The following is a 24641-nucleotide window of genomic DNA, read 5'->3' on the forward strand; positions in this document are numbered from 1 at the left end:
TAAGGGGGATGGGGGATGCTGGCGAAGGTATTGAGCTTCGGGCTCAAGGGGATCGAAGGATATCCGGTGCTTGTTGAAACGGATGTCTATAACGGCCTGCCGGCCTATGAGCTGGTGGGGCTTGGCGATACGGCGATCAAGGAAAGTAAGGAACGGGTACGCAGCGCGATCAAAAATTCGGGTTTTGAATACCCGTCAAAGCGTATCACGGTAAACCTTGCCCCGGCGGATCTGAAAAAGGAAGGCCCGCTCTATGACCTTGCGATCGCTGTAGGGCTTCTTGCGGCCAGCGAGCAGGTTTTGCCTGAGCTGCTCAAGTATATGGTCGTATTTGGCGAACTCTCCTTAAACGGCGACATACGGCCTGTGAACGGCATCTTGCCAATGGTGATCGAGGCGCGCCGCCGCGGGTTCAATTTTATGGTCGTACCGGAGGGAAATGCGCAGGAAGCAAGCTATATCCAGGATGTAAAGATATTACCGGTCAAAAATTTATTGGAACTGACGGAAATCCTCAATAAAACGCGGCAGCCGGAATTTTTTCCGCCGTCTGCCTGGAAAGCGCCGCAGGACAGCAAGGATGCGGATGTTGATTTCAAGGATATCAAGGGCCAGGAAAAGGCAAAGCGCGCGATGGAGATCGCGGCGGCTGGCATGCATAATATCCTGCTGATCGGCTCGCCGGGATCGGGAAAAAGCATGCTGGCAAAAGCGTTGCCGGGGATATTGCCCGACCTGACGTTTGAGGAAGCGCTGGAAGTGACCAAAATGCATTCCATTGCGGGTGAACTGGAAGATGACAATGGCATCATCAGGACGCGCCCGTTCCGCAGCCCGCACCACATGAGCTCGGCAGTGGCGGTCACAGGCGGCGGCATCAAGAACCGCCCAGGTGAGATCAGCCTTGCGCATTGCGGCGTACTCTATTTTGATGAACTGCCGGAGTTCCGGCGCGATATTTTAGAAGCGCTGCGCCAGCCGCTGGAGGATGGAAAAATTACGGTTTCCCGCGCGAACAGTAAGGTGACGTATCCCGCGGACGTGATGTTTGTTGCATCCATGAACCCTTGCCCGTGCGGCAATTTTGGCTCGGAAGATGTGGAATGCCGGTGTACGCCCACGCAGATCAGCCGCTATCTGTCCAAGATATCCGGGCCTCTCCTTGACAGGATCGACCTGCATGTGGAAATGAGCAGGGTGAAATACGACGAATTGCGCAGTAACGAAAAACAGGAGAGCAGCAGGGAAGTGCGCGGACGGGTCAATGCGGCGCGCAAGATGCAGGAAAAGCGGTATCGCAGCATTGGAAAGCATTGTAATGCCCAATTGAACACTGCGGAGGCCAAGGAATACTGCGCGATCGAAAAGCAGGCGCAGGAGCTGCTGCGCGTGGCATTTGAGAAGATGAAGCTGAGTGCGCGTTCTTATACGAGGATCCTGCTGGCGGCGCGAACCATTGCCGACCTTGATGAAAGCGAAACGGTGGGCACGGTGCACATTGCAGAGGCGGTGCAATACCGGTCGCTGGATAAAAAATATTGGGGATTTTCGTATGACTGAGATCACGCGCGAGGAAAAATACTGGGTGTGGCTGGCTTCCTCCGAGGGGATCGGCCCAGTGCGTTTTTACAGTATACTGAACGCTTTTACAGACCTGGAGAACGCATGGGACAATTGCGGCGACATTCGGCGGCTTGTTCCGGGGATCAACGCAAAGTTTGCGGATATTCTTGCCCAGAATGCGAATGACGCTTATATCGAGCGGATATTGTCGCTGTGTGAGAAAAAAGGCATCCGCATTTTGACGCGGCTGAACCAGAATTATCCGCATACGCTGGCAGAGATCGAAAATCCGCCGCCTGTCCTTTATTATAAGGGCAGGATGCCGGAATTTGACGAGATGTCTTGCGGCATCGTAGGCTCCCGCCGTCCGACGCGTAATGGTTTTGATATGGCAAGGGAGCTTTCCGGCGGGCTGGCTGCGCAGGGCGTAGTGATCGTATCCGGTATGGCGCTCGGCATCGATACAGCCGCACATTTGGGCGCGCTCGATGCCAAAGGCAAAACGGTGGCCGTCCTTGGGTGCGGGGCGGACGTCGTATACCCGAAGGAAAACCGCAAGCTTTATGATATGATCGTCGAAAACGGGGCGATCCTCTCTGAGTTTCTGCCGGGGACAGAACCAAAGGCGCAGTTTTTTCCGCAGAGGAACCGGATCGTATCGGGGCTGTCGCGCGTACTGATCGCGGGGGAAGGCGGGGAAAGGAGCGGCGCGCGCATTACGGTGGACGACGCGCTTTTGCAGGGGCGCGAGGTATATACGGTGGCCTGTGATTTGAAATCGCCGATGGCCAAGCTACCGCTTTACCTGATGGACTCCGGGGCCATGGCCGTGCATAGCGCAACGGACGTAATGAACGACCAGGGATGGGAGATGTCCTTTGGGTTGGGGGCCGGAAAAGAACAAAAAGAGACAAATAAGCTTGATTTATTACAGGCGCAGATATACAATTTACTTTTAAAGGAAGTTTTGAGCGCGGAGCAGATCGCGCAGGAGCTCGATATAAAGCTGCGGGAGGCCAATACCGTCCTGACAGTGATGGAGCTTAACGGACTGGTGGACGGAATTCCGGGCGATAAGTTCAGAATTAACAGTTAATTTACAGCTTACACATGGGATGTGGGTTATAATAGATAGAAGGATTTTGGAGGAAGAGAATGGCAAACGAAACGGCTGCCGCGAAAAAGAAGGCAGCAACAAAAAAAACTGTGGCTAAGAAAAAGACGGCCGCCAAAAGGACAACGAAGAGTGCGGCATCAAATAAAAACCTGGTGATCGTGGAATCGCCGGCAAAAGCGAAGACAATCGAGAAGTTTTTAGGGAAGAATTACATTGTCAGGGCATCGAACGGACATTTGCGCGACCTGCCGAAAAGCACGTTCGGTGTAGACGTGGAAAATAATTTTGAACCGCAATATACGACGATCCGCGGAAAAGCACAGCTGATCAAGGGGCTGAAGGATGAAGCAAAGAAGTCGAAAATGGTATATCTGGCGACTGACCCGGATCGCGAAGGGGAAGCGATCTCCTGGCACATTGCGAATATGCTGGGGATCGACGTCGGGGACGAGTGCAGGATCGAGTTCAATGAGATCACGAAGGACGCGGTCACCAGCGCGATCAAAAAGCCGCGCAAGATCGATATGGACCGCGTGGACGCGCAGCAGGCGCGCCGCGTGCTCGACAGGCTGGTGGGATATAAGTTAAGCCCGCTTCTGTGGAAAAAGGTCAAAAAAGGACTTTCCGCCGGGCGCGTACAGAGCGTGGCGGTAAAGGTGATCGTTGACCGTGAAAACGAGATACGTGGTTTTAAACCGGAGGAATTCTGGACTATTTCAGCCAACCTGAAAAAAGATGACCAGGAATTTGAGGCGAAGTATTACGGGCCGAACGGCAAAAAAACAAAGCTGGAAAAAGAAGCGGACGCGCAGGCAGTTTTGGACGCTGTGAAGGGCGCGGATTTTGTCGTTCAGAAGGTGAACAGCGGGACGAGAAAGAAAAATGCTCTGCCGCCGTTTACGACAAGCTTTTTGCAGCAGGCTGCTGCGGGAAAGCTTGGTTTTACCGCAAAGAAGACGATGATGCTTGCGCAGATGCTGTATGAAGGCGTGCCGCTTGCCGATGGGAACACGACGGGCCTCATCACGTATATGAGGACGGATTCCACGCGCGTATCGGGCGAAGCGCAGGTTGCCGCACGCGAATATGTAGAGAAAAAATACGGGCCGGATTTTGTGCCTGGAAAGCCGAATACGTACCGTGGACGCAAAAATGCGCAGGACGCGCATGAGGCGATCCGGCCGACGTATGTTACAAATACGCCGGACGAGATCAAGAAATTTTTGACGAACGACCAGTATAAGCTTTATAAGCTGATTTATACGCGCTTTCTGGCGAGCCAGATGACGCCCGCCCTGTTCGAGACATTGAGCTATGACATCGATGCGAACGGACAGACGTTCAAGGCAAGCGGCTCGCGCATCCTCTTTAAGGGGCATCTTGCCGTATATGATTCCAAAACAGATGACGACGAGCAGAGGATGCTGCCCAAAGCGGAAGTCAAGGACGTATTGGAGCTCATCTCCATCAACCCGAAGCAGAATTTTACGCAGCCGCCCGCGCGTTATACGGAAGCGGCGCTGATCAAGTTTTTGGAAGAACGCGGGATCGGGCGCCCGAGCACATACGCTCCTATCATTTCGACGATACAGGACAGGGGATATGTACGCAAGGAAGCGAAGTCCTTTGTACCGACGGAGCTGGGCGAGATCGTGACAGACCTGATGGCAAAGAACTTTGCGGATATCGTGGATATCACGTTTACGGCGGATATGGAAGAAAAGCTCGACAATGTGGAGCAGGACGGCGCGGACTGGAAAGACGTGATCCGCAACTTCTATGGCCCGTTTGAAAAGGATTTGGAGCTGGGCGAGAAAAATATCGAACGTGTAAAGCTGCCGGAGAAGGTTTCGGACGTGATCTGCGAAAAATGCGGCGCGAACATGGTATATAAAACGGGACGGTTTGGTGAATTCCTCGCGTGTCCCAATTACCCGGACTGCAAAAACACGAAGCCGATCGTCAAAAAGCTGGACGTTCCCTGCCCAAAATGCGGAGGGAATGTTGTTATCAAACGCGCCGGAAAGTCCGGCAAGAGCTTTTACGGCTGTGAAAATTATCCGAACTGTGATTTTGTTTCCTGGGATAAACCGCTCGACGAGAAGTGTGAAAAGTGCGGTTCTTACATGGTAGAGGCAAAATACAAGTACGGGAAAGCGTACAAAAAGTGTTCAAATCCAGAATGTGAAACGAACCAGAAAAAGAAGACCGATGCAAAACAAGACAGTTAATGTAATCGGTGCGGGGCTGGCGGGCTGCGAGTGTGCGTACCAATTGGCAAAGCGCGGGATCGGCGTGCGGCTTTACGAAATGAAACCGCATAAAAAAACGCCGGCGCACAGCAGCGATGGGTTTGCGGAGCTTGTATGCAGCAATTCCCTGCGTTCGGACAGGATCCACAATGCGGCGGGATTGCTAAAGCAGGAAATGCGGCTCTTAGGCAGCCTGATTATGCGCGCGGCAGACAAAAACAGCGTTGCGGCGGGAGGTGCCCTTGCGGTAAACAGGGAGGCTTTTTCCAAGGCGGTGACGCGAGAGATTTCCGGCCATCCCCATATTGAAGTGCTTTCAGAAGAAGTTACGGATCTAAAACGTTTTGGGGATGAAATCGTCGTGGTCGCGAGCGGGCCGCTGACTTCGGCGGGCCTGGAAGAAGAAATACGGTCGATGAGCGGGGAAGAGTACCTGCACTTTTTCGATGCGGCGGCGCCTATCGTTTCGGCGGCCAGCATCGATATGGAACATGCGTTCTTCGCTTCACGCTATGAGCATGGCGGGGACGACTATGTCAATTGCCCGATGACGCGCGAAGAATATGAGGTTTTTTACCGTGAACTGGTGGCGGCGCAGTGCGCACAGATGCACGGATTTGAAAAGGACGGTGTGTTCGAGGGCTGTATGCCTATCGAAACGATGGCCGGCCGCGGACACGATACGATGCTGTTTGGGCCGTTGAAGCCCAAAGGGCTCCCGGATCCCAGGACAGGGCGGGAACCTTTTGCCGTGGTACAATTGCGGCGCGAGGACGAGAGCGGAAGCATGTATAACCTGGTGGGGTTCCAGACGCACCTTAAGTTTTCGGAACAAGCGCGTGTGTTTGGGCTGATCCCGGCGCTAAAGCATGCGGAGTTTTTACGTTATGGCGTGATGCACCGCAACACGTTTTTAAATGCGCCTAAAATGCTGGACAGATATTATCGGTTTAAAAAGCAGCCGAACATCCGTTTTGCGGGACAGATCACGGGCGTGGAAGGATATGTGGAAAGCGCGTCAAGCGGCCTGATGGCAGGGATCTTTACAGCTTATGAGATGCTGGGAAAGCCGCTGCCTGAATTTTCTGACGATACGGCGAGCGGCGCCTTGTGCAACCATGTTTCGGGGGCGGTGACCCCTGATTTCCAGCCGATGAACATCAACTTCGGGATCATACGGCCGCTTTCGGAAAAGGTTCGGAAAAAGGAAGAGAAGAATACGCGCATCGCACAGCGGGCGCTGGATCGGGTAAGGCAAACGATCGAGGAATTTTCAATCATTTAAGCGGAGGACAATGATGTTAAAAGCAACGACAATATTGGCAGTAAAAAAAGGGGACAGCTGCGCGATCGCCGGTGACGGGCAAGTCACGATGGGCGAGAGCGTTATCATGAAAAAGAGCGCGACCAAGGTGCGCCGGATTTTTGGCGAGAAGGTCGTGATCGGTTTTGCGGGCAGTGTGGCGGACGCCTTCGCCCTGTCCGAGAAATTTGAAGCAAAACTGGAAGAATACGGCGGGAGCCTGCAGCGCGCGGCCGTAGAGCTTGCGCAGGAATGGCGCAGCGACAAGGCGATGCGGCAGTTAGAGGCGATGCTCATCGCGGCAGACAAGGAAAACCTGCTGATCATTTCCGGTACGGGCGAAGTGATCGAACCGGACGACGGCGTCTGCGCGATCGGCTCCGGCGGGAATTACGCGCTGGCGGCGGCGCGTGCGCTGATGCAGAATACGGAGCTTTCTGCAAAGGAGATCGCATATAAGGGCTTAAAAATCGCCAGCGAGATATGCGTATATACCAATGACAATATCAAAGTGGAAGAAGTGTAGGTGATCATATGTCATATTTAACGCCAAAAGAAATCGTAGCGGAGCTCGATAAGTATATCGTAGGACAGGACAAGGCCAAGCGTGCTGTAGCGATCGCCCTCCGCAACCGTTACAGGAGAAGTAAATTGGACGAGGAAATGCGTGAGGAGATCACGCCCAAGAACATCATCATGATGGGGCCTACGGGCGTGGGCAAAACGGAGATCGCCCGCAGGCTTTCCAAATTGATGGATGCTCCGTTCGTGAAAGTGGAAGCGACGAAATTCACAGAGGTCGGTTATGTGGGACGTGATGTGGAATCTATGATCCGCGACCTTGTGGAAGCTTCCATCCGCATGGTCAAGCAGAACCGTTTTGAGACGGTCAAGGATCGCGCCGCGCAAAATGCGGAAGACCGTTTGGTGGATATCCTGGTGCCCAATAAGCAGGCACGGCAGAACAGCAATCCGCTGGGGATGCTGTTTGGCGCGCCGCAGATCGAGGCGCCTCCGGCGGAATCGGATGAAGAAAAACAAAAAAGGATGTCGAGAAGGGACGAAGTGCGTGCAAACCTGCGCGCGGGTAAGCTTGATACCCTGATGATCGAGATAGAAGTCGAAGTCACGCAGAACATGGGCATGGAAATCCCCGGGATGGGCGGTGAAAGCATGGGAGACCTGCTTTCGGGTATCCTGCCGTCAAAAACGAAAAAGCGCAAGGTGAGCGTGCCGGAAGCGCGCAAGATACTGGAACAGGAAGAAGCGGAAAAACTGATCGATATGGACGAGGTAACGCAGACGGCGATCGAGCGTGCGGAGCAGGACGGCATCATCTTTTTGGATGAGATCGACAAAGTTGCCGGAAAAGGAATGGGAAGCGGCCCCGATATATCGCGCGAGGGCGTACAGCGGGACATCCTGCCCATCGTAGAAGGCAGCACGGTCGTTACCAAATACGGCCCGGTCAAGACGGATTATATGCTGTTCATTGCGGCGGGCGCATTCCATGTGGCGAAGATATCCGACCTGATCCCGGAGCTGCAGGGACGTTTCCCGATCAAGGTGGAGCTGGAAAACCTGACGAAAAAAGAATTTGAAGAAATTTTGACACAGCCGAAAAACGCGATCACCAAACAATATGAAGCGCTTTTGTCGGCAGATGGCGTGAACCTTGTGTTTACACCGGACGCCCTGAAAAAAATCGCGGAATTTGCGCAGATCGTCAACGAAAGCACGGAGAATATCGGCGCCCGCAGGCTGCATACCATCATGGAGAATCTCCTGAACGATATTTCTTTCAACGCAAACGGGATCGAACCGGCCGTTGAGGTCGTCATTGACGAAAACTATGTGGTGGAGCACCTGAAAAACGAAGAACAATACCAGAACCTGCAGAAGTTTATCCTGTAAACGGCCGCTGGATTCTGGCAAACTAAAAAATGTGAATTGGGAAGTGTTTATGCTATAATGAGCGAGAACAACAGAAAGAGAGAAAAATATTTGGAACAAAAGAATAATAGGACTAGGAAACCGGAGCAGCAAAAGAAAAAGAACGAGCAGAAGACGGCTCCTTCCTTGAAAATCATACCGCTCGGCGGGATCGGCGAGATCGGAAAAAACATGACGGTGATAGAGTACGGAAACGACATCATCGTTATCGACGCGGGCATGATGTTCCCGCGGGAAGAAATGTTGGGCGTCGATTATGTGATCGCGGATACGACATACCTGCAGAAGAACATCGATAAAATCAGGGGTATCTTTTTTACGCACGGCCACGAAGACCATATCGGGGGCGTGCCTTACATCCTGCAAAAGATCAATGTGCCGATGTACGGGTCTACCCTGACCATGGCATTGATCGAAGCAAAGCTGACCGAGCATCCGGGCGTTGAGCCGGAGATCCATGTGGTAAGGAACGGCGATAAGATCAAGGCGGGCGTTTTCACGGTAGAATTTGTCAAGGTCAGCCATTCCATTGACGACGCGATGGGCCTGGCGATCACGACGCCGCTTGGTACGCTCGTGCATACGGGCGATTTCAAAATCGACCTGACGCCGGCGTGCGGGGAAGTGATGGAATTGAGCCGCTTCGCTGAGCTGGGGAAAAAGGGCGTGCTGGCGTTGATGTCGGACAGCACCAATGCTGAAAGAAGCGGTTTTACCATGTCGGAAAGCCAGGTAGGCGAGACCTTTGTCAACTACTTCCGGCAGGCAAAGGGCAGGGTGATCGTGGCTTCGTTTGCATCCAACGTTCACCGGATACAGCAAGTCATCGATGTTGCGAAAATCTTCAATAAGAAGATTTGCCTTTCCGGACGGAGCATGCTGAAGATCGTCAATGTGACGCGCGAGCTTGGCTATTTAAACGTGGAAGACGACATGTTCGTTACCTTTGACGAACTGAAAAACTTACGCGACAACCAGATCGTCATCCTGACGACAGGAAGCCAGGGGGAAACGATGTCCGGGCTTGTGCGTATGGCGATGGGCCAGCATGCGAAGATCAACATCAAGGAAGGCGACCTTGTCATCATATCGGCATCCCCGATCCCCGGGAACGAACGGTATGTTTCAGACGTTATCAACATGCTCTACCGCAAGGGGGCAAGTGTGATCAACGATGCGGTGGACATGGTGCATGTTTCGGGACATGCCTGCCAGGAAGAGCTGAAGCTGATGCTCTCGCTCGTGAAGCCGAAATATTTTATCCCGGTACACGGGGAATACAGGCACTTATATAAGCATGCGGCACTGGCGGAAAAGATGGGTATCAAAAAGAAAAATATCTTTATTCCGGAAATCGGTTCGGTGATCGAACTGAACCGCCGCATGGGAACGCAGAAGGACACGGTACAGTCGGGCAGCGTGCTGATCGACGGACTGGGAGTAGGCGATGTCGGAAACGTGGTACTGCGCGACAGGAAGCAGCTTTCGTCGGATGGCCTGTTCATTGTGGTAGTGACGATCTCGAATGAAACGGGAGAACTGATTTCTGCGCCGGATATCGTGTCGCGCGGATTCGTGTACATGAAAGAATCGGAAGACCTTCTGGAGCAATCGAAAAATATCGTGATAGATATTGTGGATATGTGTAAGGACAACGGGACAAGCGACTGGTCGACGCTCAAAAATTTCATCAAAAAGGATCTGTCAAATTACCTTTACGACATGACGCAGCGTAATCCGATGATCCTGCCCATCATCATTGAAGTATAAAGGAGAAGTGGAAATGGTAAACGTTTACGATAAGGCAAATGAGCTGGCGGCTATCATCAAGCAGAGCGAAGAATACAAGGAATACCTGAAAATTAAGGATGAAGTCTATGAAGATGAACAGAATAAGCGCATGATCAAAGACTATAAGAAGCTGCAGTTTGAAGCACAGGCGGCCTATATGACGGGGCAGGAGCCGAAGCCGGAGCTGATGGAGAAGATACAGAAGATGGGAGAGGTGCTGCAGTTCAACCCGAAGATTACGGAGTTTTTCACAGCGGAATACCGTTTCAATTCTTTGGTATCTGATATTTACAAGATTATCGGCGAAGCGTGCGACGTGGGCGCGAATATGTTTGACGAGGACTAACGACAGGAGAAGCGAAGTTTGGCAAAAAAACTGAACGACATTTACCTGAAAGAGAATAAGGAACTGGAGACGCATAAGATTTTAGTGGACAGCGAAAAGCCGCCCAAAAAGAAGAAAAAAGGGCCTTCTTCGGTGTGGAATAAGCTGCGCCCGGTCGTTGCGGTGGTGGTCAGCCTGGCGATCGTCGGGGGAATCGTTTACGGCGTCGTGGATTATGTGAAAGGCCATTACTTCGACCCGGTCGATGTAAACGATACGACGCCGATATCGGTAACGATCCCCAAGGGTTCTTCTTTGAGCAAGATTTCAGAGATATTATACGACAATGACCTGATCCAGAACAAGCAAGTATTTAAGTTTTATGTGGATTTTTCAGACATGTCCTCCAAGCTGAAGGCAGGTACGTATGAGCTTTCCAAAAATATGGATTTTGACGATCTCATCTATGCTTTGCAGCAGGGAAAATCCTCCGCGGGAACATTGCGCATCCAGTTTATCGAGGGGTTGGGCGTAACGGATTATGCGAACGTCCTGGTCGCGAGCGGTATACTTAAAAACACGACGGAATACCTTGAAGCTGCCAAAACAGGGGAAGGATTTACGGATTATCCGTTTATCGCGGAGGCAGTCGCGAAAAACGAAGAAAACGGCAACGGCATGCTATATGTCCTGGAAGGGTATTTGTTCCCGGACACCTATGATTTCTATACCAATGCCTCTGCTTCCGACGCGATCAAAAAGCAGCTCGACCGTTTTAACGAGATACTCGATATGAAAGCGGAGGGCAAGGAGCAGACCTACCGTGAGCGCGCCGAAGAGATCGGAATGTCCATTCACGAGGTTGTGACACTTGCCTCCATCATCGAAAAGGAAGCCAAAACGCCCGACTTCAAGAAGGTATCGATGGTGTTCCATAACCGCCTTGATCATGAAATGCGCCTGGATTCGGACGCGACGCTGGCATATGCTTTGGGCGTAAAGAAGCTGGCGCTTACGGACGCAGAGCTTGATACTGATTCGCCTTATAACACGCGTAAGATCATGGGGCTGCCCATTGGGCCTATCTGTAACCCGAGTAAGGCGGCGATCGAGGCGGCGCTTTATCCAGATGAAGATTATGAAGAATACTTCTACTTCACCTTGAAAGACCCCAAAACAGGTGAAATGGTGTTTGCCAAGACGCTTGAAGAGCATGATGCCAATGTGGCGGAATACGGACACCTGTATGCGGAAGCGGATGCGGAAAACGCTGCGAAGGCGGGAACCGAATGAGCAGGATAGAGCTGTTGGCACCTGCGGGAAACAGGGAGTGTATGGAGACCGCGTTTTATTTCGGCGCGGACGCTGTATATATGGCAGGCAAGGATTTTGGCTTGCGTGCTTTCGCGGACAACTTTACGGAGGAAGAGCTGCGCATGAGCGTGGCGTATGCGCATGCGCTTGGTAAAAAGATATATATCACAGTGAACGCAGTGCTTTTCAACCACGAGCTGGCCGCGCTGCCGGGGTACATTTCCCTGCTTGCCGAAATCGGCGCGGATGGGATCATTGTTTCTGATCCGGCTGTGTTGCAGGTTGTCAGGCAAGATGAAATACCGATCACAGTCCATCTGAGTACGCAGGCAAATACGACCAATTATTTGTCTGCTTCTTTTTGGCACGAGCAGGGTATAAAGCGTATCGTTTTGTCGCGCGAGGTGCCGCTTGAAGATATTAGGGCTATTCGTGAGAATACGCCGCAGTCGCTTGAGATCGAAGCCTTCGTGCATGGGGCGATGTGTGTTGCGCATTCGGGGCGATGCCTTTTGAGCTCTGCGCTGACGGGGCGCAGCGGCAATAAGGGAGCCTGCGCGCAGCCGTGCCGCTGGGAATATTACCTGTATGAAAAAGGGTATGAAGGACAGTATTTCAACATCATGGAGGACGAGCGGGGAACGTATATCATGAATTCGCGCGACCTGATGATGATCCGCTATATTCCGCAGCTGGTCGAAGCGGGCGTGACTTCTTTTAAGATCGAGGGACGGATGAAATCCGCTTATTACGTCGCTTCCGTCGTCAGTGCTTACCGGCGCGCGATAGACGCCTATTATGAGCAGGGAGCAAACTATGCCTTTGACGACAGGCTGGAAGAGGAACTGGTCAAATCCGCGACGCGTGGGTTTACGACCGGCTTCTTTTTTGGTAATCCGCGGCAGGCAGGACAGGATACGCAGCGGGATGTCGATTTGCGCAAATATACCTTTGTTGCCAAAATAACAGGTGATATGGCAGGCGGTATGGTTCACGTAGAGCAGAGGAACAAATTCAGCACGGGAGAAATGCTGGAGGTATTGTCGCCGGAGATACAGGGGGCGACTTTTAAGGTGGAGCGTATCGAAACGCTTACGGGAGAAATGCAGGAAAGCGCGCCGCACCCGCAGCAGGCCTTGCGGATCAACTGCCCCTATCCATTGAAACCGGGCGATCTGTTGCGTAGGCACGACTGACAGAGGAGAAACAGGAGCATGATACGATTTGGCCCGGCGGGGAATTCAGACGCGTTTTATGAGGAAGGATACAAGCATACGGTCGATGCGCCAAAGTGGATCCATGATATGGGCCTCAACGCATTTGAGTATTCGTTTGGCCGGGGTGTGAAGCTTAAGGAAGAGACCGGCGCGGCGATCCGGGAAAAGGCAGGGGAATTCGGCGTTGCCATGAGCGTGCACGCGCCGTATTATATCAATCTGGCCAACGATACAGAGGAAAAATTTGAAAAGAACCTGACCTATTTCCGCGAATCGACGGTCGCGGCAGGCTACCTGGGGGCGCAGAGGATCGTCTTTCATCCGGGATCGTGTGCGAAATGCGATAGGTCGGTCGCTTTTGAAAACGTAAAAAAGAATTTGAAGCGTATCATCGGGGCTTTAAAAGACGAGGGCTTCCAAAACTATATTTATTGTGCGGAAACGATGGGGAAATTGAACCAGATCGCTGATCTGGATGAAGTGGGCGAGCTGTCGCAGGTCGACGACTGTATTTATCCGGCAATCGATTTTGGACACCTGAACGCGCGTACCCTGGGCGGGATCAGGACGGGAAACGATTACCGGGCGATCATCGAGAAACTGAAAAACAGTGCGGGCGAAGAAAAAACGAATCATATGCATGTGCACTTTTCCCATATCCAATATACGGACAAGGGCGAGAAGATGCACCTGACCTTTGAAGATAAGCAGTGGGGGCCGTTCTTTGAACCGCTGGCGGAAATATTGGCGGAAAGAAATATGGAGCCGGTTATCATTTGTGAGTCCAAAGGGACACAGGCCAGGGATGCCCTTGCGATGAAAGAAATGTACGAGGCGGCAAAAAAATGACGATGATACAAAAAATCAGGCAACTGGACAGCGCGGAAGCGTACCTGCTTACCTCTGTGGAAAACGTGGCTTATGCCACAGGGTTTTCCGGGGACAGCTCGCAGGTGTTGGTGACGCCGGGAGGCGCTTTCTTTTTTACGGATTCACGTTTTGTGGAAATGGCGCGCGAAGAGATCGGCAGCCGTGCCGAAGTGATCTGCACCGGAGGACAGGAGAGGCTGCCGTCTATCGCGAAGCGCCTAAGCGGGATCGCGAGGCTGGGGATCGAGCAGGGGAATGTGACGGTCAGGGAGTTTGGTGAATTCAAGAAAGCGTTTCCCACCAAAGAGTATACTGATATTTCAGACGATATGCTCCTGATGCGTATGGTCAAAACGGAAGAAGAACTGGAGAAAATTGGTACTGCGGCCAGGGCAAATGAGGTCGCGCTTAACGAGCTGCTGCCATATATCAAACCGGGAGTCTGCGAGCTGGATATCCGGGCGGAGCTGGAGTACCGCATGAAAAAACAGGGGATGGACCTTGCTTTTCCCACGATCGCGGCAGGAGGGCTGAATTCTGCTGTCCCGCATGCGACGCCGTCAGGGTACCGGATACGAAGCGGGGATTTCTTAACGCTCGATTTTGGATGCCGGTACGATGGATATTGCTCGGATATTACGCGGACTTTTGGCATTGGAAATATTGACGGAGAGTCAAAAAAAATATATGATATAGTTAATGAAGCGCAAAGGCGCGCCCAGCAGGAAGCGCAGATCGGGGCAGATACTTACCGTGTGGATGAGGCGGCGCGCAGTTATATCGCGGAAAATGGTTATGGCGCCTACTATGACCACGGTACGGGGCATGGCGTAGGGCGGCAGATCCACGAGCTGCCGGTATTGAATCCGCGTTCCAGTTATATCCTGCAAAAGAATATGGTGTTCACCGTGGAACCGGGAATCTACGTGCCGGGCCTGGGTGGAGTGCGCATAGAAGATACGTTGGTCGCAGGACGCGGCAGCGTGTATGAATTCAGTAAAGAATTAATTTTGTTATAAGAAACAGGAGGTACGGTATTCATGGTTTCAGCCGGAGAATTCAGAAAAGGCATGACGATCGAGATCGATGAACAAGTTTGGGTGGTTGTTGATTTTCAGCATGTAAAGCCCGGAAAGGGAGCGGCATTCGTCCGCACGAAGATCAAAAACGTCGTGACGGGAAGCGTGCTGGAAAAAACGTTCAACCCCACGGAAAAATTTCCGCCGGCGCGTGTGGACAGGAAAGAGATGCAGTATTTATACAATGACGGTGAGCTTTATCATTTCATGGATACGGAAACATACGAACAGCTGCCGCTCAACTTTGACAAGGTGGAAGGTGCGCTTCCGTATATTACAGAAAATATGAATGTGACGATCAAGTTTTTCAAGGGAGAGGCTTTTTCCGTGGAACCGCCGAACTTTGTAGAGCTCGAAGTAACGGAAACAGAACCCGGATTCAAGGGGGATACGGCAACCGCAGGCAATAAACCGGCAATCATGGAAACCGGTGCCAAGATCATGGTCCCGCTGTTTATCAATGCGGGGGACAAAATCAGGATCGATACGCGCACCGGGGATTATATGGAAAGAGTGTAAGGCATTCGTAAATTAGTGTTTTTCCTTGAAAATACTGGGTATAAATGTTTTATTAAAAAAGAATCGGAGGCGATTTAAAAATGGCAGATACAAATTTATCCACACAGGATACGACGGCAATCAAGAAAGAAAGTAATGGTACGATTACGTTTGCAAACGAAGTGATCGCGACCATCGCAGGCCTTGCGGCAGTTGATATTCCCGGTGTTGCGGGAATGAGCGGCGGTTTTGTGGATGGTATCACGGAACTGGTCGGCAGAAAAAATCTTTCCAAGGGGATCAAGGTCGAAGTAGGTACGGAAGAAGTTGCGGTGGATATCGCCATTGTCGTGGAATACGGTATGCCGGTTCCTGAAATTGCTCAAAATATCCAGATGAGCGTGATGAAGGCCGTGGAAACGATGACGGGCCTTAAAGTCGTCGAAGTAAACGTCAACGTGCAGGGAATCAAGTTCAAAGAACAATCAACACGTACGGCGGAGCCGAAAGACAAGGACAAAGAAAAAGAAGCGAAGCCGGTCAAGGCGCCCAGAGTAAAATGACAGAAGAATAAAGTTTTTACAGTACCCGGCCTTTCAAACAGGAGGCCGGGTATCTTCAATCATCGCGTGAACTTACTGACTGGGTGGGGGTGCGCGCTTACGAGGAGGAAGCTTCCATGAAAATGAAGACAGGGACCCGCATTGTTTTTACGGTTTATTTGTTTGCAGTCATTGCATTATGCGTATTTCTCCTGGGAATCCTTGCGGGGATATTCCGGCCGGATTCGCTATCGGATTTTATCTACACCATGCAGAACGGAATGATCTGGTATAAGGTACTGTACGCGGTCATCGGTATCGTCGTCATTATCGTCAGCTTTATGCTAATGTTCTTCGGGACGGGAAAAGTGACGCCCAAGACGGCTAAGGTAGCTGTGTTTGACAGTGGCAGTATCCTGATCACGGTGAAAGCGATCGAAGAGCTGGTGGAACGTTTTGTACACGAGAAAAAGGAGATCAAGGGACTGAAAACCAATGTGATTTCCTACGATGACGCGATCGACATCAATATCGATGTTTCCGTATTGCCGGATGTCGATATTCCGGAAGTCACAAAGGATCTGCAGGCAGGACTTGCGGACTATATCCAGAAGCATACAGGCATCACGGTAAAGCAGACGAAAATCATGGTTACCGGCCTGAAGGAAAATTCGATCAAAGCGTCCTGACGATCGGGAGGCATAGGGATGAAAGAGAAGTTTTTAGAATGGCTGGGCGAAAACAAAGGACTGTTCTGGGGTATTGTGATCGGCCTTTTGGTTGCGATCCTGTTCCTCACGATCGGATTCTGGGCAACGCTTTTGATCGCGATTTGCGTAGGAGTCGGCGCGTTTTTGGGATCGAGGCCGGATATCCGGGCCTTGATCGGCGAATGGTTTGTTAATTTGTTCAGCAAGAAGAATTAAATGGTGCTAGTGTAAGGGGTATGGAATGAGCAGAAGAAGCGCACGCGAAGCAGCGATGAAGCTTTTATATGAGTACAGCATTACGGATATTTTGAGCAAGGATACGATCAAGGAAGCGCCGGATGTGCTGGAAGCGGATACGCTGGATGAAGACAATATGCGCTATATTGACAGCATTGTAGAGCAGTTCCCGGAAAAGCGGGAGGAAATCGATACGATTATTTCAGAAAATTCACATTCGTGGAAGATCGACAGGATCGCAAAGGTCGACCTGGCGATCCTGCGGCTGGCGCTTTTTGAGATATTGTATATGGGTATCCCGGATAAGGTGACCATCAATGAAGCGGTGGAGCTTGCAAAGAAGTATTCGGCAGATAAGTCCTATAAATACATCAACGGGCTGTTGGGCGGATATTTGAAAAAAGGGGAAGCCTGATGAAGGTTTTTCTGGGTATCGATACAAGCTGCTACACGACGTCGGCTGCTTTGGCGGACGAGGACAAAAACATAGTATGTAATTTGAAAATACCGCTTGAGGTTGCGCAGGGAAAAAAAGGCCTGCAGCAGTCTCAGGCTGTATTTCTTCATATCAGGAATTTGCGGACGATGTTTGAGCGAAATATCCTGGCAAGCTATGGGGATATTGCGGCGGTCTGTGTCAGTGCCGCGCCCCGTCCGCAGGAAGGTTCTTACATGCCGGTGTTCACAGTGAGCGCTATGGCGGGGGCGTTGGCGTCCAGCGTGACGGGAGCAGGGCTTTTTTATGCGACGCACCAGCACGGGCACATTGCGGCGGCGTTGATCGGGAACCGGAAACCGGAACAGTTTTTGGCGGTGCATGTATCCGGCGGAACGACGGAGATATTGAAAGTAGCCGCGCAGAAAACGGGCTTTGATATCGAGGTAGCAGGCGCAACAAAGGATATCGCGGCGGGACAGGTCATAGACCGTTTGGGGCAGATGTTGGCAATGCCGTTCCCGGCGGGAAGGTATGTCGAGGAGTGTGCGCAGGGAAGTACGGGGGAGCTGGGATTCAAGGTCAGTACAAATGGTACGGAGATGAATTTTTCGGGCGTTGAAGCACAGATGGGCCGCGCCCTTAAAACGCATAGTGCGGAGACGGTGTGTGCTTCGGTACTGACGGCGGTCGCCAAGACGCTGGAACGCTCCGTGAAAGAGGCTGTAAAGCAAAGCGGGCTTTGTGATGTTTTGTTTTTCGGCGGGGTGATGAGCAACCGTAAGATACGGGCCTACCTTGCGGAACGCATACCGGAAGCGCAATTTGCTAAAATAGAATATTCCGCCGACAATGCGGCAGGACTCGCAGTGTTGGCGTCAGATTTTGAAAGGGGTAGTGAAGTATGAGTGCACAAATCATCAGCGGGAAGGAACTTTCGGCAGAGATCAGGGAACAGCTTAAGGAACGAGTGAGGGAGCTCAAGGAAGAACGTGGGATCACGCCGGGGTTGGCGGTCATCCAGGTGGGCGACGACGGCGGATCGACCATTTATGTGAACAATAAGGAAAAGGCGTGCGCGGAGGTCGGGATTTACTCTGAAGTGAACCGCCTGCCTGAGGAAACGACCCAGGAAGAGCTGCTTGCAATGGTGGAGCAGTATAACGATAATCCAAAGATACACGGCTTGCTCGTGCAGCTTCCGCTTCCGGAGCATATCGATGAGGACGAGGTGTTAAAACGCATCAATCCGAAGAAGGACGTGGACGGCTTCCATGTGCAAAATGCAGGCAGTCTGTTTACGGGATTGCCGGGTTTGGTGGCCTGTACGCCCAAGGGCATCATCAAGCTGATCAAGAAAACGGGGATCGATATCACAGGGAAAAATGCTGTGGTGATCGGCCGGAGCAACATCGTTGGAAAACCTGTAGCGATCTTGCTGCTCAACGAAAATGCCACGGTGACGATCTGCCATTCAAAGACGAAGGACTTGCCCGGCGTGTGCTCTGAGGCAGATATTCTGGTGGCGGCGATCGGCAGGCCTGAATTTGTGACAAAGGAGTTCGTCAAGCCGGGGGCAGTGGTCATCGATGTGGGCACTTCGCGCGTGGACGGAAAGCTCAAAGGCGATGTGAAGTTTGACGAAGTGAGCGAAGTGGCGGGATACATCACGCCGGTACCGGGCGGCGTTGGGCCGATGACGATCACGATGCTCATGGAAAATACGGTGGACGCAGGCGAAATGTATGGATGAACTTGTATTGAGCGTAGGGGAACTGAATACCTACGTGGCCGATAGGCTCTCCGGCGATCCTTTCCTGGAAGAAATTTGGGTCAAAGGGGAAGTGACGGACTTTAGTATGCGCATGAGTACGATTTATTTTGTGCTGCGCGACGAGCAGGCTGCCATCGATTGTATGCTTTTTGACTGCGAGGATGCCCAGCGTTATGCGGAAATCTTAGCGGAAGGGCAGACGGTCTTGGTGCGCGGCGATATTTCCATTTACCGAAAAAACGGAAAATACCGCTTGATCGTACGCGAGCTGCAGATGGCGGGCATGGGGGAGCTTTACATGCAATTCCTCCTGTTAAAAGAAAAGCTGCAGGAAAAAGGCGTATTTGACGAGGCACGGAAAAGGCCGATCCCCAAATATCCAAAGAAGATCGGGATCGTGACCTCTGCACAAGGAGCGGCAATACAGGACATCAAAAATATTGCCCAGCGGAGAAACCCGGCAATCAGGCTGGTACTGTACCCGGTCAGGGTGCAGGGACTGGACGCACCTTCGGAAATCGTGCGGGGGATCGAATACTTCAATGAGTATTCGGACGCGGATGTACTCATTGTCGGACGCGGCGGCGGCAGCGCGGAAGACCTGGCGGCTTTTAACGACGAAGGGGTCGTGATGGCCGTGTACCGTTCACATATACCGGTCGTGAGCGCAGTCGGGCATGAAACGGATTATTCGCTGTCGGATATGGCGGCTGATTTGAGGGCGCCGACGCCGTCTGCGGCGGCAGAACTGGTAATCCCGCTGGGAGATGAGATCGAAAATAACCTGCTGCTGTTAAAAGAGGATATCCAGCGGCGTTTTTTGGAATTGATCTGCGAAAAGGAGGACCAGGTTGAGGATTTTAAGCGCAGGCTAAATCGGGAAGTGTTGATGGCGCGTGTAAGCGGGATGAACGATAAGCTGCTGAATTATGATGCGCAAATAAAAACCGGAATAAAGCATCTTTATCATCGCTCGCTTTTGCAGTATAATAATTATAAAGCGGCAATTGATAATTTGAGCCCGATGAGCGCTTTTGACCGCGGCTATTCCGTGGCTATGCATGGAGAAAACGAAATCCGCAGCATAAACGACGTATCGGCCGGGGATGAGGTCAGGATACTTTTAAGGGACGGCAGCATACTCGCTGCAGTAAAGGATAAAGAGGTACAGTAATGCCGGAAAAAGATTTGGAAGCCTATATTGAAGAACTGAAAGAAATTTCGGAAAAGATTTCGCAGGAAGACATCAAACTGGCGGAGGCGGTAGCGCTTTATAAAAAAGGGGTGACGGCGGCGGACAAGGCGTCTAAGCTGCTGAAAAAGTACGAGAGTGAACTGGAAATCATTGAGGAAAGCGAGAGGGATTGAAAATGTCTGATGTTGTAACGAAGTACACAAAGGAAATCGACTTGAGGCTTACTGAATTATTGGATGCGGCAGATACCAATGCTACGATCAAGGAAGCGATGAACTACAGCGTGTCCGCAGGGGGCAAGCGCCTGCGCCCTACACTGAATATCATGTCGAACGCGCTCCTTGGCGGCAATATGAAAGAAACGCTGGACATCGCCTGCGCGATCGAGATGATCCATACCTATTCGTTGATCCACGACGATCTTCCGGCGATGGACAATGACGAATTGCGCCGTGGTAAACCGACAAACCACATGGTCTATGGAGAAGGCATGGCGATCCTCGCGGGTGACGGCCTTTTAAACTATGCATATGAAGTCATGTTGAAAAATGCCATGCGCTATGAAAACAACATTGACGCACATTTGAAGGCAATGCTGGAGGTGGCCCTGAGTGCCGGGATCTATGGGATGATCTCCGGACAGGCGGGAGACCTGGAAAACGAAGGGAAAAAACTGGATGCAAAGGACGTTTACTATGTGCACAGGCGCAAGACGGCGGCGCTTATGAAAGCTGCGCTTACTTCCGGCATGATGCTTTGCCATCCGGATGAAAAATATCTGGAGGCGATCGATACCTATGGTGAAGATATCGGCCTGACGTTCCAGATCATTGACGATATCCTCGATGTAACGGGCGATGCGGAGAAGATCGGCAAGACGTTAGGGAAGGATGCCCAAGAAGAGAAATTTACCTTTGTTACGCTGTACGGTGTGGAAAAATCGATGCAAATCGCGGAACGCAAGACCCAGGAAGCAATCGATGCGCTGCAGATATTCGGCGATAAAGGCAAAGACCTGGCGGAACTTGCGGAAGTGATCTTGAGGCGGCAGAAATAATGAAGATCGCAATCGATGGGCCTGCAGGCGCTGGGAAAAGCACTGTTGCGAAAGCAATCGCGGCAAAGCTGCATATGAATTATCTGGATACGGGAGCCATGTACCGCGCGACAGCTTACGCTATGATCGAAGAAGGGATCGAGCCTGCTGACGCGGCAAAGGTGGTTCCTGCGCTTAGCAAACTCGATATGGCGATCTGTTATGAAAACGGGTTGCAAAAGGTACTGGTGAACGGTGTTGACGTAACGCCTTACATCCGTACTTCGCGTATTTCCAAAGGCGCGAGCGATATTGCGGTGATTCCGGAGGTGCGTTTGAAGCTGGTCGATATCCAGCGCGAAGTCGCCAACCAATATGACATCGTCATGGACGGCAGGGATATCGGCACGTATGTCCTGCCGGATGCGGACAAGAAATATTTTATTACCGCTTCGGCGCATGAGCGTGCGCGCAGGCGCTGCGAAGAGATCCGCCAAAGCGGACAGGAAGCGGACATCGATGTGATCGAACGCGAGATCGTCGCGCGGGACAAAACAGATTCCAACAGGGAATTCGCACCGCTCAAGCAGGCGGAGGACGCAATTTTGGTAGATACGACCGATATGGATAAAGAACGGGTGATCGATTGGATCATTGGGGATATAACAGGAGTGGAAAGCTAAATGGTATATTTTTTAGCGCGTGTACTTGCTTATATCGTTTTGATTCCCTGTTTTTTTGTCAGGCGTATCCACAAAGAAAATCTGAAGATCAGGAATGGGTGTGTGGTGATATGCAACCACAAATCAAACTGGGATCCCATCGTTTTGGGCCACAGCATCATGAGCCAGCCTATCTGTTATATGGCCAAGGAGGAATTGTTCCAGAATAAAGTTGCGAATTTCTTTTTGCGCCGCTTGCACGCGATCCCGGTGGCGCGTGGGAAAAGCGATATGAAAGCGGTAAAGACGGGAATGGCCGCGTTAAAGGACGGAAAGATATTGGGGATTTTCCCGGAGGGGACGCGCAGCGAGGATGGAAAGCTGCTGCCTTTTGAACCTGGAGCCGCGTTGATGGCGCTGCGCGCGAATGTGCCGGTCGTGCCCGTCTATATCAGCGGGAATTATAAGCTGTTCCATCCGGTCAGGGTGTATGCACATCCGGCGATCGATCTGAAGGAGGTCGTCGGCGGTAAAACAAACAGTAAAACCATTGCGCAGGCAACGGAATATCTGCAAAACGTGATGCAGGAAATGAGCGTAAAAGCATGTCAAAAATAATCGTCGCAAAGCACGCTGGTTTTTGTTTTGGAGTTGCGCGTGCGGTGGACACAGTCAACGGCATCATCGGCACATACGACCATATATACACATATGGGGAGCTGATCCATAATAAGGACGTGGTGGAGTCCTTGAGCGGGAAAGGCGTTCTCGTCACGGAAGATATAGACAGTGTGCCGCAGCTTGCAAGCACATTGATCATTATACGCTCCCATGGGGTTTCGCGCGATGTGTATGAAAAGATCAAGGAGCGGGGATTTGAAACGCTGGATCTTACATGCCCGTTTGTTACGCGTATCCATAAACGCGTGATCGAGGCGGGCGATATGCCTGTGATCATCATCGGTGCAAGCGACCATCCGGAAGTGATCGGCATCAAAGGCTGGGCGCAGGGAACGGTGTATGTGGTCAACAATGCACAGGACGCTGCCAAAGTGCCAAAGATGGAGCGTGCGCTGGTGGTGGCACAGACAACGATCACACACGCGCTGTGGGATGAGGCGGTCAATCAACTAAAGGAACGGGTCGCAATACTTGACCTGTTCAATTCGATTTGCGATACGACGCAAAAACGGCAAAAGGAAGCCGTGGAGCTGGCGCGACAATCGGATATCGTTCTGGTCGTGGGGGGACGACATTCTTCCAATACGGAAAAATTGTATAACCTATGTAAAAATAATTGCGAAAAAACCTATTATATCGACAATATCGAGCAACTTCCACTTGAAAATGTGTCGATTCATGATATAATAAGTATTGTCGCCGGTGCATCGACACCGGATTGGTTAATTAGGGAGGTAAAGACACTTATGAGCGATGTCGAAAAAGTAATGGATACTGAAACTGCGGAGGAGAAGGACGTATCCATGGAAGAACAATCACAGGCAAACGAGGATTTCATGGCTGAAATCGAGAAATCGTTTGTATATATTAAGAGAGGGCAGATTGTGACCGGAACGGTTGTTCAGATTTCCGACAGCGAGATATGTGTCAATATTGGTTATAAATCTGACGGTATCATCAAAAAAGAAAATCTTACCGCCGGTGGTGATGTCAATCCGCAGGATATGTTCTCAGTAGGGGACGAGATCGAGGCGGAGGTCGTTGCCTTAAACGATGGCGAAGGAAACGTAGTCCTTTCCAGAAAATCCATTGAATCCAAACTGAAATGGAAAGAACTGGTGGAATCCCTCGACGAAACGGCTGTTTATACGGTTAAGGTAGATAAGGTAGTCAAAGGCGGCGTACTTGCAAAGCTGGAGGGCTATGACGCATTTATTCCGGCTTCGCAGCTTTCGCTGAAATATGTGGAAGATTTAAGCGAATTTGTCGGCCAGGAGCTCCAGGTGAATATTATCGAGGCGGACAAGCGCCAGAGACGTTTCGTGCTTTCGCACAAGAACATCCTGAAGGCTGCTGCCGAAGAGGAAGAAAAGAAGCTGTACGAGACGTTCAAAAAGGGCGATAAAGTAACGGGCAAGATCAAACGCCTCACGGATTTCGGCGCATTTGTCGATATTGGCGGCGTAGACGGCCTGCTTCATATTACGGATATTTCCTGGGTCAAGGTAAAACATCCTTCCGACGTCTTGAACGTTGGAGACGATATCGAAGTGCTGATCATGAATGTCGACCCGGAAAAGAAGAGGATTTCTTTGGGGCTCAAGCAGTTAGAGCCCAAGCCGTGGGACAAGGCGCCCGAGAAGTATATCGTAGGCGATACGGTGGAGGGCACTGTCGTACGCATCATGCCGTTTGGCGCGTTCGTGTCCTTAGAGCCGACGATCGACGGTCTGATCCATATTTCCCAAGTCACAAACAGAAGGCTTGAGAAAGTGGAAGAGGAGCTTAGGATCGGCGATAAGGTAACCGCTAAGATCATGGAAGTGAATCCTGCCAAGAAGCGGATCAGCCTTAGTATCAGGGCGTTGATGGACGAGCCTGAAAAGGCTGCCAAGAAGGAAGCCGATGGAAAAGAGAGGGAAGAAAAGTTCCATTATGAAATCCCGCCGGTAGAGGGCGCGACATCTTCTCTTGCAGACTTCTTTCCCAAGATGGACGACAGCGAAGACGACAAATAATAACAGCGATAAAAAGCCGTTTTTAACGGCTTTTTTTTGTTATCTATAGTGGAGGAAGGTTTTTCATA

At 51.4% G+C, this 24641-nt stretch carries 25 protein-coding genes; all 25 read left to right on the forward strand.

The features are described from left to right. Positions 1-15 precede the first annotated feature (15 nt). On the forward strand, positions 16-1560 hold the full coding sequence (locus BN6471_RS08160) for a YifB family Mg chelatase-like AAA ATPase (RefSeq protein WP_066647604.1): 1545 nt from the start codon (positions 16-18) through the stop codon (positions 1558-1560). Beyond that, the gene (dprA, locus tag BN6471_RS08165) at positions 1553-2659 is read left to right on the forward strand and encodes a DNA-processing protein DprA (protein WP_066647606.1); all 1107 of its coding nucleotides are present in this window, start codon (positions 1553-1555) and stop codon (positions 2657-2659) included. The genes BN6471_RS08160 and dprA overlap by 8 nt, the downstream gene beginning before the upstream one ends. A 59-nt stretch (positions 2660-2718) precedes the next feature. Further along, positions 2719-4911: a type I DNA topoisomerase gene (topA, locus tag BN6471_RS08170; protein WP_082903409.1), complete on the forward strand. Its 2193-nt coding sequence runs from the start codon at positions 2719-2721 to the stop codon at positions 4909-4911. Further along, positions 4892-6217 (forward strand): methylenetetrahydrofolate--tRNA-(uracil(54)-C(5))-methyltransferase (FADH(2)-oxidizing) TrmFO, encoded by a 1326-nt coding sequence (trmFO, locus tag BN6471_RS08175; protein WP_066647608.1) that lies wholly within the window; start codon positions 4892-4894, stop codon positions 6215-6217. The genes topA and trmFO overlap by 20 nt, the downstream gene beginning before the upstream one ends. Positions 6218-6230: 13 nt before the next feature. Beyond that, positions 6231-6761: an ATP-dependent protease subunit HslV gene (hslV, locus tag BN6471_RS08180; RefSeq protein ID WP_066647610.1), complete on the forward strand. Its 531-nt coding sequence runs from the start codon at positions 6231-6233 to the stop codon at positions 6759-6761. An 8-nt stretch (positions 6762-6769) separates the two neighbouring features. Beyond that, complete coding sequence (hslU, locus tag BN6471_RS08185) at positions 6770-8149, forward strand: ATP-dependent protease ATPase subunit HslU (RefSeq protein WP_066647611.1); 1380 nt, start codon at positions 6770-6772, stop codon at positions 8147-8149. Between the two features lie 57 nt (positions 8150-8206). Then, complete coding sequence (locus BN6471_RS08190; protein WP_082903410.1) at positions 8207-9958, forward strand: ribonuclease J; 1752 nt, start codon at positions 8207-8209, stop codon at positions 9956-9958. A gap of 13 nt (positions 9959-9971) precedes the next feature. Continuing rightward, positions 9972-10325 carry a YlbF/YmcA family competence regulator gene (locus BN6471_RS08195; protein ID WP_066647613.1) on the forward strand — a complete coding sequence of 118 codons (354 nt, stop codon included), beginning with the start codon at positions 9972-9974 and terminating at the stop codon, positions 10323-10325. Between the two features lie 18 nt (positions 10326-10343). After that, the gene (mltG, locus tag BN6471_RS08200; RefSeq protein ID WP_066647616.1) at positions 10344-11597 is read left to right on the forward strand and encodes an endolytic transglycosylase MltG; all 1254 of its coding nucleotides are present in this window, start codon (positions 10344-10346) and stop codon (positions 11595-11597) included. Then, positions 11594-12814, forward strand: coding sequence for a peptidase U32 family protein (locus BN6471_RS08205; RefSeq protein WP_066647618.1), 1221 nt, complete (start codon positions 11594-11596; stop codon positions 12812-12814). The genes mltG and BN6471_RS08205 overlap by 4 nt, the downstream gene beginning before the upstream one ends. An 18-nt stretch (positions 12815-12832) precedes the next feature. After that, positions 12833-13684, forward strand: a complete 852-nt coding sequence (locus BN6471_RS08210; RefSeq protein ID WP_066647621.1) for a TIM barrel protein — start codon at positions 12833-12835, stop codon at positions 13682-13684. Beyond that, the gene (locus tag BN6471_RS08215; RefSeq protein ID WP_066647624.1) at positions 13681-14724 is read left to right on the forward strand and encodes a M24 family metallopeptidase; all 1044 of its coding nucleotides are present in this window, start codon (positions 13681-13683) and stop codon (positions 14722-14724) included. Before BN6471_RS08210 ends, BN6471_RS08215 begins: the two co-directional genes overlap by 4 nt. Positions 14725-14745: 21 nt before the next feature. Next, positions 14746-15303, forward strand: coding sequence for an elongation factor P (gene efp, locus BN6471_RS08220; RefSeq protein WP_066647627.1), 558 nt, complete (start codon positions 14746-14748; stop codon positions 15301-15303). An 80-nt stretch (positions 15304-15383) separates the two neighbouring features. Then, a complete protein-coding gene (locus tag BN6471_RS08225; RefSeq protein ID WP_066647629.1) occupies positions 15384-15845 on the forward strand; it encodes an Asp23/Gls24 family envelope stress response protein in 462 nt (153 codons plus the stop codon). A 122-nt stretch (positions 15846-15967) separates the two neighbouring features. Next, on the forward strand, positions 15968-16513 hold the full coding sequence (amaP, locus tag BN6471_RS08230; RefSeq protein WP_162270197.1) for an alkaline shock response membrane anchor protein AmaP: 546 nt from the start codon (positions 15968-15970) through the stop codon (positions 16511-16513). Between the two features lie 18 nt (positions 16514-16531). Next, positions 16532-16750: a DUF2273 domain-containing protein gene (locus BN6471_RS08235; RefSeq protein WP_066647631.1), complete on the forward strand. Its 219-nt coding sequence runs from the start codon at positions 16532-16534 to the stop codon at positions 16748-16750. A 25-nt stretch (positions 16751-16775) separates the two neighbouring features. Continuing rightward, entirely contained in the window at positions 16776-17186 is a 411-nt protein-coding gene (nusB, locus tag BN6471_RS08240) for a transcription antitermination factor NusB (RefSeq protein ID WP_066647632.1), read from the forward strand. Next, positions 17186-18115: a tRNA (adenosine(37)-N6)-threonylcarbamoyltransferase complex transferase subunit TsaD gene (locus tag BN6471_RS08245; RefSeq protein ID WP_082903411.1), complete on the forward strand. Its 930-nt coding sequence runs from the start codon at positions 17186-17188 to the stop codon at positions 18113-18115. Before nusB ends, BN6471_RS08245 begins: the two co-directional genes overlap by 1 nt. Continuing rightward, entirely contained in the window at positions 18112-18960 is an 849-nt protein-coding gene (gene folD, locus BN6471_RS08250; RefSeq protein ID WP_066647638.1) for a bifunctional methylenetetrahydrofolate dehydrogenase/methenyltetrahydrofolate cyclohydrolase FolD, read from the forward strand. The genes BN6471_RS08245 and folD overlap by 4 nt, the downstream gene beginning before the upstream one ends. After that, positions 18953-20155: an exodeoxyribonuclease VII large subunit gene (gene xseA, locus BN6471_RS08255; RefSeq protein ID WP_066647641.1), complete on the forward strand. Its 1203-nt coding sequence runs from the start codon at positions 18953-18955 to the stop codon at positions 20153-20155. Before folD ends, xseA begins: the two co-directional genes overlap by 8 nt. Then, the gene (gene xseB / locus BN6471_RS08260; protein WP_066647644.1) at positions 20155-20349 is read left to right on the forward strand and encodes an exodeoxyribonuclease VII small subunit; all 195 of its coding nucleotides are present in this window, start codon (positions 20155-20157) and stop codon (positions 20347-20349) included. Before xseA ends, xseB begins: the two co-directional genes overlap by 1 nt. A gap of 2 nt (positions 20350-20351) precedes the next feature. Beyond that, positions 20352-21233: a polyprenyl synthetase family protein gene (locus tag BN6471_RS08265; protein WP_066647646.1), complete on the forward strand. Its 882-nt coding sequence runs from the start codon at positions 20352-20354 to the stop codon at positions 21231-21233. Then, complete coding sequence (gene cmk / locus BN6471_RS08270) at positions 21233-21895, forward strand: (d)CMP kinase (RefSeq protein WP_066647649.1); 663 nt, start codon at positions 21233-21235, stop codon at positions 21893-21895. Before BN6471_RS08265 ends, cmk begins: the two co-directional genes overlap by 1 nt. Then, positions 21896-22492, forward strand: a complete 597-nt coding sequence (locus tag BN6471_RS08275; protein ID WP_066647651.1) for a lysophospholipid acyltransferase family protein — start codon at positions 21896-21898, stop codon at positions 22490-22492. Further along, the gene (locus BN6471_RS08280; RefSeq protein WP_066647653.1) at positions 22480-24573 is read left to right on the forward strand and encodes a bifunctional 4-hydroxy-3-methylbut-2-enyl diphosphate reductase/30S ribosomal protein S1; all 2094 of its coding nucleotides are present in this window, start codon (positions 22480-22482) and stop codon (positions 24571-24573) included. The genes BN6471_RS08275 and BN6471_RS08280 overlap by 13 nt, the downstream gene beginning before the upstream one ends. Positions 24574-24641 lie beyond the last annotated feature (68 nt).

The sequence above is a fragment of the Christensenella timonensis genome, from assembly GCF_900087015.1.
In the GTDB taxonomy this organism is placed as follows: domain Bacteria; phylum Bacillota; class Clostridia; order Christensenellales; family Christensenellaceae; genus Christensenella; species Christensenella timonensis.

What these genes read in the sequence shown, in the direction of transcription:
- topA (WP_082903409.1), top strand. Translation starts at nt 2,719, where the DNA reads ATGGCAAACGAAACGGCTGCCGCGAAAAAGAAGGCAGCAACAAAAAAA.
- xseB (WP_066647644.1), top strand. Translation starts at nt 20,155, where the DNA reads ATGCCGGAAAAAGATTTGGAAGCCTATATTGAAGAACTGAAAGAAATT.
- BN6471_RS08265 (WP_066647646.1), top strand. Translation starts at nt 20,352, where the DNA reads ATGTCTGATGTTGTAACGAAGTACACAAAGGAAATCGACTTGAGGCTT.
- nusB (WP_066647632.1), top strand. Translation starts at nt 16,776, where the DNA reads ATGAGCAGAAGAAGCGCACGCGAAGCAGCGATGAAGCTTTTATATGAG.
- BN6471_RS08160 (WP_066647604.1), top strand. Translation starts at nt 16, where the DNA reads ATGCTGGCGAAGGTATTGAGCTTCGGGCTCAAGGGGATCGAAGGATAT.
- efp (WP_066647627.1), top strand. Translation starts at nt 14,746, where the DNA reads ATGGTTTCAGCCGGAGAATTCAGAAAAGGCATGACGATCGAGATCGAT.
- cmk (WP_066647649.1), top strand. Translation starts at nt 21,233, where the DNA reads ATGAAGATCGCAATCGATGGGCCTGCAGGCGCTGGGAAAAGCACTGTT.
- BN6471_RS08225 (WP_066647629.1), top strand. Translation starts at nt 15,384, where the DNA reads ATGGCAGATACAAATTTATCCACACAGGATACGACGGCAATCAAGAAA.
- BN6471_RS08245 (WP_082903411.1), top strand. Translation starts at nt 17,186, where the DNA reads ATGAAGGTTTTTCTGGGTATCGATACAAGCTGCTACACGACGTCGGCT.
- BN6471_RS08280 (WP_066647653.1), top strand. Translation starts at nt 22,480, where the DNA reads ATGTCAAAAATAATCGTCGCAAAGCACGCTGGTTTTTGTTTTGGAGTT.
- BN6471_RS08215 (WP_066647624.1), top strand. Translation starts at nt 13,681, where the DNA reads ATGACGATGATACAAAAAATCAGGCAACTGGACAGCGCGGAAGCGTAC.
- amaP (WP_162270197.1), top strand. Translation starts at nt 15,968, where the DNA reads ATGAAGACAGGGACCCGCATTGTTTTTACGGTTTATTTGTTTGCAGTC.
- BN6471_RS08190 (WP_082903410.1), top strand. Translation starts at nt 8,207, where the DNA reads ATGAGCGAGAACAACAGAAAGAGAGAAAAATATTTGGAACAAAAGAAT.
- BN6471_RS08235 (WP_066647631.1), top strand. Translation starts at nt 16,532, where the DNA reads ATGAAAGAGAAGTTTTTAGAATGGCTGGGCGAAAACAAAGGACTGTTC.
- BN6471_RS08205 (WP_066647618.1), top strand. Translation starts at nt 11,594, where the DNA reads ATGAGCAGGATAGAGCTGTTGGCACCTGCGGGAAACAGGGAGTGTATG.
- xseA (WP_066647641.1), top strand. Translation starts at nt 18,953, where the DNA reads ATGGATGAACTTGTATTGAGCGTAGGGGAACTGAATACCTACGTGGCC.
- trmFO (WP_066647608.1), top strand. Translation starts at nt 4,892, where the DNA reads ATGCAAAACAAGACAGTTAATGTAATCGGTGCGGGGCTGGCGGGCTGC.
- BN6471_RS08275 (WP_066647651.1), top strand. Translation starts at nt 21,896, where the DNA reads ATGGTATATTTTTTAGCGCGTGTACTTGCTTATATCGTTTTGATTCCC.
- hslV (WP_066647610.1), top strand. Translation starts at nt 6,231, where the DNA reads ATGTTAAAAGCAACGACAATATTGGCAGTAAAAAAAGGGGACAGCTGC.
- BN6471_RS08210 (WP_066647621.1), top strand. Translation starts at nt 12,833, where the DNA reads ATGATACGATTTGGCCCGGCGGGGAATTCAGACGCGTTTTATGAGGAA.
- BN6471_RS08195 (WP_066647613.1), top strand. Translation starts at nt 9,972, where the DNA reads ATGGTAAACGTTTACGATAAGGCAAATGAGCTGGCGGCTATCATCAAG.
- hslU (WP_066647611.1), top strand. Translation starts at nt 6,770, where the DNA reads ATGTCATATTTAACGCCAAAAGAAATCGTAGCGGAGCTCGATAAGTAT.
- dprA (WP_066647606.1), top strand. Translation starts at nt 1,553, where the DNA reads ATGACTGAGATCACGCGCGAGGAAAAATACTGGGTGTGGCTGGCTTCC.
- folD (WP_066647638.1), top strand. Translation starts at nt 18,112, where the DNA reads ATGAGTGCACAAATCATCAGCGGGAAGGAACTTTCGGCAGAGATCAGG.